The 12,244-nt window shown below is 41.5% G+C and carries 7 protein-coding genes; all 7 read left to right on the plus strand.

The window, feature by feature from the left end:
• Positions 1-485 precede the first annotated feature (485 nt).
• Entirely contained in the window at positions 486-1,196 is a 711-nt protein-coding gene (locus IQ259_RS08980) for a DapH/DapD/GlmU-related protein (RefSeq protein WP_193883797.1), read from the plus strand.
• Positions 1,197-1,657: 461 nt separating this feature from the next.
• Positions 1,658-4,186: a glycogen/starch/alpha-glucan phosphorylase gene (locus IQ259_RS08985; RefSeq protein WP_193883799.1), complete on the plus strand. Its 2,529-nt coding sequence runs from the start codon at positions 1,658-1,660 to the stop codon at positions 4,184-4,186.
• Positions 4,187-4,596: 410 nt separating this feature from the next.
• Positions 4,597-4,713 carry a photosystem II reaction center protein I gene (locus IQ259_RS08990; RefSeq protein ID WP_193883857.1) on the plus strand — a complete coding sequence of 39 codons (117 nt, stop codon included), beginning with the start codon at positions 4,597-4,599 and terminating at the stop codon, positions 4,711-4,713.
• 440 nt (positions 4,714-5,153) lie between these two features.
• Positions 5,154-7,679, plus strand: coding sequence for a DUF3769 domain-containing protein (locus IQ259_RS08995; protein WP_193883801.1), 2,526 nt, complete (start codon positions 5,154-5,156; stop codon positions 7,677-7,679).
• A 437-nt stretch (positions 7,680-8,116) separates the two neighbouring features.
• A complete protein-coding gene (gene hpsL, locus IQ259_RS09000; protein WP_193883802.1) occupies positions 8,117-9,775 on the plus strand; it encodes a hormogonium polysaccharide biosynthesis protein HpsL in 1,659 nt (552 codons plus the stop codon).
• A 63-nt stretch (positions 9,776-9,838) separates the two neighbouring features.
• Positions 9,839-10,861, plus strand: coding sequence for a hormogonium polysaccharide biosynthesis glycosyltransferase HpsN (gene hpsN, locus IQ259_RS09005; protein ID WP_193883804.1), 1,023 nt, complete (start codon positions 9,839-9,841; stop codon positions 10,859-10,861).
• A gap of 127 nt (positions 10,862-10,988) precedes the next feature.
• Positions 10,989-12,161 (plus strand): hormogonium polysaccharide biosynthesis glycosyltransferase HpsP, encoded by a 1,173-nt coding sequence (gene hpsP / locus IQ259_RS09010; RefSeq protein WP_193883806.1) that lies wholly within the window; start codon positions 10,989-10,991, stop codon positions 12,159-12,161.
• Positions 12,162-12,244 lie beyond the last annotated feature (83 nt).

The following is a 12,244-nucleotide window of genomic DNA, read 5'->3' on the forward strand; positions in this document are numbered from 1 at the left end:
TCGCCTCAAATTTTGAGCTTAACCAATCAAATACGTAGTGATGTTGACAAAGCTTGTTAAATTAGGTAATTGAATATCATTAAACAAAATGGCAGACAGTAGCTTGAGGATAAATATGTATCCAGCTACTCAAATTGTTCTGCCTTCAATACCTAATTTTACTATTTAATAGTCTGAAGTTTGAAACTGCAATTCATTTAGTAGCTGGGAAAAATCAGCAAAATAGCAGTATCTTACTCATAAAATAATTGCCAGCGATGACCACAGATTAGTTGTAGAGCATCGCACTAATTTCAGAAGATTACAAATATAACCAAAACCAGCTTTTAGCTCTCTAGCTTTTGGAAAAACTAGAGAGCGGTTTTGGGAGATTCGGCTCAATGATCAACCAATTCATAACTTGAGCAATTCAAGATCAGTGGCACTACCAAAAAACACCCACTGTTAATCTAGCCAACACAAATTTATCTGATAGATATTGAGTTATGAACAACCAAAAATATTCTTCAAAACTGCAACGCTTCAAGGAATTGTTGCTCACCACATTACTAGGAAATATTCCTACAATTGCTCTTGGTACAAAGCTACGTAACCTTGTATACCGGAGTATTTTTTCTCAGTTAGATAGTCAAGTTTATATTCAATATGGCGTGGAATTTTTGGGGACTGATCGTATTGAAATAAGTAAAGGTGTATACATTTTCCAAGGTGTACGTATAGATGCTCAAGGACATTCAAGCAATAAAATTTATTTAAGTCGTGGGGTAGCTATTGAACGTAACGTTAATATAGGGTGTTTAGACAACACGTTTATCCACATTGACGAGGAAACCTTTATCGGGCCTGATGTGTGTATCGCTGGCCCGGGAGAGATTAAAATTGGCAAACGCTGTATGATTGCAGCTCATTCAGGCATATATGGCAATAATCATAATTTTGCCAATCCACTGGAGCCAATTAAATACCAAGGCGTGACTCGGAAAGGAATAGTCATTGAAGATGATTGTTGGTTAGGGCATGGAGTTACGGTATTAGATGGCGTAACGATTGGTCAAGGCAGTGTAATTGGTGCAGGCGCAGTCGTCACCAAAGATATTCCACCATTCTCCGTTGCCATAGGTGTACCTGCACGAGTCATCAAAAATCGCATGAGTCAGCAATTATCCAAGAGAGGCGTAGGAATTCCCCAGACATAATTAACACCTCATCTAAAGAAAAGTGTGTCTTTTTTTTCCTTCAAGCAACAAAGCCGTAGAATAATTCTGACTTAAGTTATACCGACCTTGTTGATGACAGCATTAGTCAAAAATAAGGTATTTGCGTTGGCTTTACTCATGGTTCTCGCATTGTGGTGCAACTTTCTGGTACAGGTACTCAAGGTGCAATCCTAAGAGTTTATTGAGCAAGCTACGAGCCAGATCCCGCCAAACATTACCTTGATCCCCAATAAGTACTTGTTTGTTTCATTACTTTTGCTGAAGCAATAGTTCAGACCCGAGAACTAAAAGGACGGGAATAGCCAACTGTGATGGCTTAAGGCTGAAGAGCTACTGCGTTGCGGAGGTTCCCTCCGTTGTAGCAAGTAGCATTGCAAAGTCAGGAGTGAGGAGTTATTATTTCTCCCTTCTCTACTCTCTATTCTTGATAGGAAATAATTATGACGACATTTGAGCAAGCTCCATTATTGCAATGTGAATTTGAGGATGATCGCACGGGGTTAAGTAAAGAAACCATCAAACGCGCCCTTGCTGATAACCTTTTTTACATTCAAGGCAAGTCCCCTGCCACAGCCACGCCCAATGATTATTACATGGCATTGGCTTACACAATACGCGATCGCATGTTGCAACGCTGGTTCAAAACTACTGAAACCTATACAAAAAAAGGTGTCAAAGTTGTCTGTTATCTATCAGCAGAATTTCTCTTAGGGCCACACTTAAGCAATAATTTGGTCAATTTGGGAATTTACGATCAAGTGCGCCAAGCAGTTGAGGAATGTGGGCTAGATTTTGTCCAATTGCGCGAAATTGAAGAAGAACCAGGCTTGGGTAATGGAGGGTTAGGTCGCCTAGCCGCCTGTTACATGGACTCCCTTTCGACTTTAGAAATTCCCGCAATCGGTTATGGAATTCGCTACGAATTTGGCATCTTTGACCAAGAAATTCGAGACGGTTGGCAAGTTGAAATTACTGATAAATGGTTGCATTTAGGCAATCCTTGGGAAATTGCGCGTCCAGAGGAAAGCATAGAAGTCAAGTTCGGCGGTCGCACCGAAGGTTATTACGACGAAAAGTGCCGCTATCGGGTACGCTGGATTCCCGATAAAGTTGTGAAAGGTGTTCCTTACGATACGCCCATCTCAGGTTATCGAGTCAACACTGCCAATACCTTACGTTTATGGAAAGCTGAAGCTCCTGAGTCTTTTGAATTCCGGGCGTTTAACGACGGAGACTACTACGGTGCAGTCAACAGAAAAGTAGTTTCCGAAAACATTACCAAAGTTCTCTATCCTAATGATGAGTTGGTTCAAGGCAAAGAACTGCGTTTAGAACAACAATATTTCTTTGTTTCTTGTTCCCTGCAAGACATGATCCGTCTTCACTTGCAAAAAGGCGAGAACTTAAATACCTTTCACGAGTCATTTGCTGTGCAACTCAATGACACCCACCCATCCATAGGTGTGGCTGAATTAATGCGGTTGTTGCTTGATGAGCATGAGCTAGAGTGGGATCAGGCTTGGCAAATCACCCAAAACACTTTTGGTTATACCAACCATACCCTGTTACCAGAAGCTTTAGAAAAGTGGCCTTTAGGCTTATTTAATCACTTGCTACCCAGACATCTTCAAATTATCTATGAAATTAACCAACGTTTTCTGGGTCAAGTCCATGCTAAATATCCCAACGATAGCGATCGCCTAGCGCGGCTATCGTTAATTGATGAGGGTGGTGAAAAGTATATCCGCATGGCACACCTAGCAAGTGTTGGCTCCCATGCAATTAATGGTGTCGCCGCCTTACATTCAGAGTTACTCAAGCAAGATGTTCTCCGCGATTTTTATGAACTTTGGCCTGAAAAGTTCAACAACAAAACCAATGGTGTCACACCACGCCGTTGGATAGTAGTGAGTAATCCCCAACTGGCTAATTTAATCACTCGCAAAATTGGTACTAATTGGATTAGTCATCTACAGGATCTCAAGCAACTCGAAGCCTTTGTAGAAGATGCTGAGTTTCGTCGGGAATGGCGGCAGACCAAGCAAGACATCAAGACTAGCCTAGCAGCTTACATTCTCCAAAACCACGGTATTGTAGTAAATCCAGAATCGCTGTTTGATGTTCAGGTGAAGCGATTGCATGAGTACAAGCGGCAACACCTCAATGTGCTGCACATCATTACGCTCTACAAGCGCATCAAGGAAAATCCCAACATTGACATCACACCCCGCACATTTATTTTTGGTGGTAAAGCTGCTCCTGGCTATTTCATTGCCAAGTTGATCATTAAACTCATCAACGCCGTTGGTGATGTAGTTAACAACGATCCCGATGTGCGCGATCGCCTAAAAGTAGTATTCTTACCTGATTACAATGTGCGGTTTGGTCAACGAGTTTACCCCGCAGCCGACCTTTCAGAACAAATCTCCACTGCTGGTAAAGAAGCTTCTGGCACCGGCAATATGAAATTTGCCATGAATGGTGCGCTAACTATCGGCACACTTGATGGTGCAAATATCGAAATCCGCGAAGAAGTGGGAGCCGAAAACTTCTTCTTGTTTGGATTGACAACCGAAGAAGTGTACGATTTAAAATCCAGAGGTTATAACCCTTGGGACTATTACCATAACAATCCTCAACTCAAAGAAGTGATTGACCTAATCAGTTCAGGATTTTTCTCTTATGGTGATACCAATCTGTTCCGTCCACTAGTAGACTCCCTGTTGTACCACGATCCGTACTTGCTGTTTGCAGATTACCAGTCTTATATTGACTCTCAAGACCAGGTAAATAAAGCCTACCGTGACCAAGAACACTGGACACGGATGTCAATTCTGAATACAGCACGGACAGGAAAATTCTCTTCTGACCGAGCCATCAAAGAATATTGTCAAGAAATCTGGAATGCTGTACCAGTAAAAATCGAACTAGAAGAATATATTCAAGCCAAGGCAGGCTTGAAAGTGTAATACCAAAGTGCTAACTAAGTAGCTAGTAGCTAGTAGGGTGGGTTACGCTGTCGCTAACACACCCTACTGGACTACACCCATACACCCCTTGTTAAAACCACTATTTTTTCGTTTCACTGCATCAGGAAGGCTGTAAAAAGAATAGTCAGGAAACCTCTTTGATTAATTAACGTCACAAGATTAGCCAGTCAACAACTACATTTAACAAGCATCTACTGATCAAACTAACCACAGCATGAGATAATAGCCAAACTTGTGCCATACTCTATGGGGTGGTCAGGACATAGCCCTCCACTCTCAACAGAATGCGCTCAAAACGAGACAAGATTTGGGTAAGATAAAGGAGCTATCTTTTCTGCGTGGCAGATACTGAAAGAAGCTTTTTTCTGAACCCCTTTGGAGATACTTCTATGCTGACTTTAAAAATCGTTGTTTATATTGTTGTTGCCTTCTTCGTGACTACTTTTGTCTTCGGATTTTTGTCCAATGATCCTGCTCGTAACCCCGGCCGTCGGGATTTAGAGTAATAATCAAGACAAACTATCCGCGGCTGCCGGAAGGTAGAACACACCAAAGGTCAAGGAAAATTGCTTGCTATCCTACGGGAAGGCTTTGCGCCGACAACTGAATGGCAGTTGCTACAATAGGGAAAATCCGCAAACGGAGTTTCCCTTCACAGTAACTGGGTGTCTACACACAGGATGATGAGCAAAACATACTGCTTTCATAACTCCAACAGATACTTGCTTTTCAAGAGTTTAGCTGATGGCAAAGTTACGACCTAGTAGGAATCTGCTCTCAAGTCCTGAAAAACAAAGGGAGTTTTGGCAACGCCATATCCTGCACAATGCAATTTCCTCCTTTTAGCGGCTTGCTGCATGTAGGCAAAAAGCAAAAGTCGGAAGGCAAAATGTGAACTTCTTTCCGGCTGTTAGTTGGCTATTTGTTAGGTTTATTTTGCCCAGATATGCTTCATCCAGTTCTGCCGCCTGCACCGCCTCCTGTTCTTGAAACTATAAAATCTACAAGTTCCCTGTCATCGGTTAACGATACCCAAATTCATTCATTTGTAGATCCTATTAGTGATCTCCAAAACATTCCAGAAAAGCCAAAAAGTGCCAATATTGCGGATAAGAAAAATGTACCGCCTCAGTTAATTCCGTTTAAAACGGTTTCAGATAATTTAGTAACTGCGAAAACTTTACCTACTCCCAATACACCAGAAACTTTACCATCAGCACTTTCTCCCTTTAGTACTTCCACAAATGCCGCAAATTTAGGGCAGCCTTTGGGTGTAGGCTATCTCATCCAGCCGGTGAATATCAGTGGTCAGAGTCCGCCTCAAACTAACTCAACTTTCCAGCAATTTCCATCACCAGAGCAAGTTGTAGCTGAAAAATTAACTCCACCAGAATCACAAAATACAACTACTGCACCACCACAGCAACCAGAAACCGTCAATCTCTCCGGTACATTTACCGATCATGTACCGAGTACTCAGCCAGTCCAAAATATTATCGAGTTTAAGTCTCGCAGCCCAACAAGCGAATCAGAAACTCCTGGAAGTATAGAATTCAAATCACCTAACCAACCAACTCAACCAGCACCTGCTTCTACAACCACGCCAGTAGTGAGGGAGAGGATTGTAGAAATAATCTCAGATAAGCAGGAGTATGATGAACAACGGCGAATTGTGACGGCGGAAGGAAATGTAGTGGTGCGATTTGATGGGGCTGTAATAGATGCCGATCGCCTGCAAGTAAATTTAGCAAATTTAATCGCTGTTGGTAAAGGCAATGTTGCCCTAACAAGAGGCGATCAGTTATTGCGTGGTCAACGCTTTACCTATAATTTCCTCCAAGACAGTGGAGAATTGGAAAATGGTAGTGGTGAAATTTACATTCCTTCATCCTCAACAGATTTGGGATTTTTACCCACTGATATTACAGCTGGCGGTGTGCCACAACGACCACTAAGCGATCGCGTTCGCGCTAATCAGCCACTGACGGGTGTGAAAAGTCCTGGAGACGCTAATGTTTCTATCGGGGGTCGAGGCGGCGCAAGCAATTTGCCACCACCAAAACAAGGTGGTGAAGTCAAGCGACTGCGGTTTGAAGCCAGATACATCGATTTTTTTCCGCGGGGTTGGCAAGCGAGAGATGTAAGAATTACCAATGACCCATTTTCGCCACCAGAACTAGAATTACGGGCTGATAAAGTCACTCTGACACGCCAAGCCCCCTTAATCGACCGAATTAAAACAGAACGCCAGCGCTTGGTGTTCGATCAAGGTTTTAGCTTACCCATACCAGTAGATAATCAAACTATTGACCGTCGAGAACAAGAGGTAACTCCCGCAATTGTTTCTCCTGGTTTTGATGGCGATGAACGGGGTGGTTTATTTTTGGAGCGTAGTTTTACACCGATAAATACAGAACAAGCACGTTGGACAATTACACCGCAGCTTTTTGTCCAAAGAGCAGCCCAGGGAGGCTTCAACAATCCAGCATCTTTATTTGGTGTCAGAAGCAGAGTAAATGCCGTTTTAAGTCCAAAAACAACCCTGCGAGGTTCGGGGGAATTAACTAGTTTTGATTTGAGCCAATTAGACGACAATTTGCGGGCTAGTTTGCGACTGCAACAAACATTAGGCGATCGCAATCCGCATTATTTGAATTTGGAATATAGCTACCGCGATCGCTTATATAACGGTTCTCTTGGCTTTCAAACTGTCCAAAGTAGTTTGGGTGCTGTAGTTACCTCTCCCGTAATTCCTTTAGGTAACAGTGGCATTTTTCTTGACTATCAAGCAGGCGCACAATATATCAACGCCAATAGCGATCGTCAAGACTTATTTGAATCAAACGTCAATCAAAGCATTGATCGTATTTCTTTAGGTCGCCTCCAAGCCAGCGCTGGTCTCAGTACTAGTGTGTCATTGTGGCGAGGAAAACCTTTACCAGCTACAGCTACAGAAGGCTTGCGCTACACACCCAATCCAGTAGTTCCTTATTTAAGTGCGATCGCTGGTGTTAGAGGTACTACTAGTTATTACACCAATGGTGATAATCAAAGCACCCTAATTGGTACAGTTGGCCTGATCGGACAGATTGGTAATTTTTCTCGTCCTTTTTTGGATTACACAGCCTTTAATATCAGTTACTCTCAAGGCTTAAACAGCGGATTATCGCCTTTTTTCTTTGACCGCTCCGTTGATATTAGAGTATTGAGTGCTGGTATTACACAGCAAATTTATGGCCCTTTTCGTGTAGGTTTTCAAACATCATTTAACTTGGATACAGGAAGAGAAACCAGTACTGATTATATTTTGGAGTATAATCGCCGCACCTATGGCATTACTCTACGTTACAATCCTGTCCTAGAGTTAGGCGGCTTCAGTATCCGCATCAGTGACTTTAATTGGACTGGTGGTACAGACCCATTTTCTACCAACCAAGTTACACCAGTAGTGGATGGTGTGCGACAGGAATAATCCAGAGAAGAAAAAAGTTCAGACTCTGGACTGAGTATATAGTAACGCGATGTGCGACTTATTTTTAAAACCCCTCTCCAAACCTCTCCCCGACGCGGGGAGAGGCTTTAATTTTTGCTCCCCTTCCCTACAAGGGAAGGGATTGGGGGTTAGGTTTGAGAGAAAGTTGCACACGGCGTTAGTAATCCTATTTTATTTGTAAAAATTAAGCGGATCAGATCCCCGACTTCTTTAAAGAAGTCGGGGATCTTGTCTATGACGAATGATTGAGAATTGCTACATTGTCGTCTCAGGCTGGCGCTAGTTTTTGAGTCTGATTAGACACAAACTTTGTGTATGTTATTATCAGGTTTTAGTTTTCGGGATTAAGTAAGTAGCCGCCCACGCGGCTGGGGCTGGCTCCTCAGCACTTTATATACATAGGCTAAAGGGCTGCTATGGCACAATTAAAGTCAAAATTTCAGAAATCAAAAAACTCTAAAAAGCAGCCTGCAAAGGAAGCACCTACCCTTAGCCTTCAAGAAAGGTTAGCCCAAAAGCGCCAAGCAACCAAAGCCCGCAAAGAATTCATGGATTTACTCACTAAATCCCTCGCTGGCGGTCTATTTTTAGGCTTTTTGTCGTTTTTAGTAGGCGGAATTAAGACAGCATTACCTGCTGTCTTAGGTGTTCTTGTAATGTCTTTTTCTTACAAATACCCCCGACCAGCTTTAATTGGCTTCCTGATTTATGTCCCTTTTGGGGGAACAATCACCTATTACATTGGTAACAGTCCGGTTCTGCAATTAGCTAAAGATTCTTTTTATCTTCCAGCTGTAATTGCTCTTTGGCAAATTTGCCGTAAACAGGGGCTACCCTTTGTTATTCCCCAATCTATTAAAATTCCTTTGCTTTTTGTATTGGGTTCAAGTTTATTAACGCTGATATTTATCAATGGCGGACAACAACTCAACCCACCTCCTGTGGGATTACTAGAAACACCTGTTAAAGAAATACCCATAGGCTTAGGAATTCTAGGTTTAAAAGTATTTTTAGGTTATGTCCCTTTGATTACTTGTGCTTACTATCTAGTTCGTAATAAGCAAGATTTTCTCTGGTTATCCCGCTTACAAATTGTCCTGATTATTATCTGCTGCGGACTAGGATTTCTCCAGTATCTGTTCTTAGTAGTTGGGATTTGTGAAGGTACTAGAAATTACGAAGGCGCGGCCTTATTTAAAGCCACATTAGAAGCCCGATGTTATTTTGGTGGGGCTTTAGTCTACAGTCCCAGTCAAGGAATTATTCGCCTACCAGGAACATTTGTTGCACCTTGGCAATGGGCATGGTTTTTAATTTCTAGTACTTTTTTTGGCTTCGCTACAGGCTTTTCAGATCCATCCATTTTTTGGCGACTAACAAGTTTAGGTTCTCTAGCTTTGGTCTTTGTGAATGCGGTAGTTTCTGGACAGAGAATTGCTTTAGCCTTAGTACCAACTTGCTTTGTGTTACTACTATTACTAACTGGTCAAATTGCTAACTTAAAACGGTTTATCCCTATAGGTATAGGATTGGTGATAATTCTGGGAATTGCGATGGTGAATAACCCGGAGGTTGTTCAAGAAAGAACTGACAGTTTTATTACTCGCTGGAATGCTTCACCACCTCAAGACTTTATCATTCAGCAATTTGAAGAAAACTGGAAAAACGTAGATACCCCTATAGGAAGCGGCTTAGGTCGAGCCACAAACTCTGCTCGTGCATTAGGTAAGACCAAGCTAGTGGAAACTTACTACCCCAAAGTATTGTATGAAGTTGGGATTTTTGGTGTATTAGGTTTTTTAGCTTTAGTCACTACCCTGACAATCACGGCGTTCAAGACTTATCGCTCGATAAAAAACCGTAATTTCCGCAGTTACGGAGCATCTATGTGGGTGTTTATATTGTTTATTAGTTGCAACACCTACTACTATCCCTTAGATGTTGATCCAGTGGCTGTATATTACTGGTTTTTTGCGGGAATACTATTTAAATTACCAGCACTAGATAAACAAGAAAAAGAAAATGCTGATTCTGAACAGGTAACCAATAAAAAACGTCTACAAATCAAGTTCTAATTGATTCAAATTTCGGTATAAATTTAGTATCAAAACAGCAAATTTATTTGAGAATAAAAGCACATGAATGATTTGCCTTTAATTTCCGTAATCATACCAACCTACGGACGAGAAGAGCCTTTAAAAGATAGTATTGTGGATGTTCTTAACCAGAAATATCCCAACTTTGAAGTTTTGGTAGTAGACCAATCTCCAAAACACCAACCAGAAATTCAAGCTTATTTAGAAGAAGTGGCTGCACTAGGTAAAATTCAATGGTTCCGGTTAGATTGGGCTAGTTTACCAGGGGCGCGTAACTACGGTGTGCGTCGGTCATCAGGTGAAATAATTTTGTTTATTGATGATGATGTGAGGTTAACACCTGAGTTTCTAATGGCTCATGCAAAAAACTACTTACAAAATCCAGAAATAGGTGCTGTCGCTGGACGGGTATTTGACAGAATGAAGTTGGGTGAATCGGGTGGACAATTAGAGATTGAATATCTACCTCCCCAAGCAATGAATCCAGGTATTGCTTGGTATTATCTTGATTTAGTACATACAATTAAACCCCAGCAAGTACTAACAGCAAGGGGATGCAATATGTCCTTTCGTCGCGAAATTTTCAGTAAGTATAAACTGAGATTTGATGAGAGATTTCGCGGTAGTGCGGTGCGAGAAGAATCTGATTTTTGTTTGAGGATACGGCAGACAGGATATAAGATTTGGTATGACCCGGAAGCTCATTTAGTCCATTTAGGTGAAGAAACGGGTGGTTGTCATGATATTAGTACGCGATCGCTCGAATATCAACTCACCTTCTACCACAACAATTTTTTAATGAGTTTGAAGAATCTTACACTTAACGAAGCTTTGCGCTTATACGCTCGTTTATTTGATTGTCAGGTTCTGGGACATCCACCTTGTAATAAAAGTGGTTCTTTCACCAGGGTTTTGTCTCGCGCGATGTTTTATGTCTTAGGTTTTATGAAAGCTTTGGGTAGCCATATTCAATCAATTTGGAATGATGGTCAAATTTATAGTAAATTAGACAAACAATCGGAGATGTTAGTTAATAGTAAATATTCCTCTATGTCTGCAAGTTGAATATTGTTATGACAATCCCGGATCATTCATGAACAAAAAGATCCCCGACTTCTCAAAGAAGTCGGGGATCTGATGCAATAAACGCCGATAAATTAAGATGTTTAACTAAAATAAAATATTAAATAAAATGCGAATACTGCAAATTGTTCCATCCATTTCCTTAATTTACGGTGGCCCTAGTCAAATGGTTTTAGGACTAGCACCTGCATTAGTTAAGGAAGGTGTAAAAGTTACTATTCTCACAACTGATAGTAATGGCGATATTGATCAAAAACCTCTGGATGTGCCTTTAAATCGACCAATTCAACAAGATGGTTATGAAATTATTTACTTTCGTTGTGCGCCATTTCGTCGCTACAAGTTTTCGCTAGATTTATTAAAATGGCTGAAAAATCACGCTGGCGAGTTTGACTTGGCACACATCCATGCTTTATTTTCTCCTATAAGTAGTGCGGCTGCGATCGCTTGTCGTCAGCAAAATTTACCTTATATTTTGCGTCCGTTGGGTACTCTCGACCCGGCTGATTTGCGGAAGAAGCAGCAATTAAAAAAGCTATATGTAGAACTCATCGAACGGCGCAATTTAGCTGGCGCAGCTGCTATTCATTTTACTAGTGACCAAGAAGCCAAAATATCCGCACGATTTGGGGCAAATACACGAGATTTAGTGATACCTTTGGGGGTAAAACCTACTCCGAAAAACTATCAAAGTGCAATCCGCAGTCAGCTAGGAATACCGGAGGGTGAGCCTTTGGTGCTGTTTATGTCGCGGATTGACCCAAAAAAGGGTTTGAATTTGTTGATTCCGGCGTTAGAAAAACTCTTGGTGGATAATTGCAAGTTTCACTTTGTCTTAGCTGGGACAAATCCCCAAGACCCAGACTATGAACAAAAAATCAAATCTCAAATTGAAAATTCATTATTGCGATCGCATACTACCATCACAGGTTTTGTTAGTGGTGAGTTAAAAGCTAGTTTACTGCAAGCTGCTGATTTATTCGTTTTGCCTTCCTATTATGAAAACTTCGGTATTGCTGTGGCTGAGGCAATGGTAGCAGGGATTCCTGTAGTTATCTCCGACCAAGTGCATATTTGGCAACAGGTAAGTGATAGTGAGTCGGGATGGGTGGGTACAACTGATGTCTCAGCGTTATTTGAGTTATTGCAACAAGCTTTACAAAATCCTCAAGAACGCCAACGCCGGGGGTTAAATGCCCAAAAATATGCTTTAGAACATTTTAGTTGGGATGCGATCGCTCGGCAAATGATTCAAGCTTATCAGCAAATTCTTACCAACTAAAAAACCATTGAAGACGCTGGTATTGATACTTACGAACAACAGCATCAAGAACGTATCCTTAAAAACCTTAAGAAAAAAGCTCA

The organism is Fortiea sp. LEGE XX443, assembly GCF_015206815.1.
Lineage (GTDB): Bacteria > Cyanobacteriota > Cyanobacteriia > Cyanobacteriales > Nostocaceae > Nostoc_B.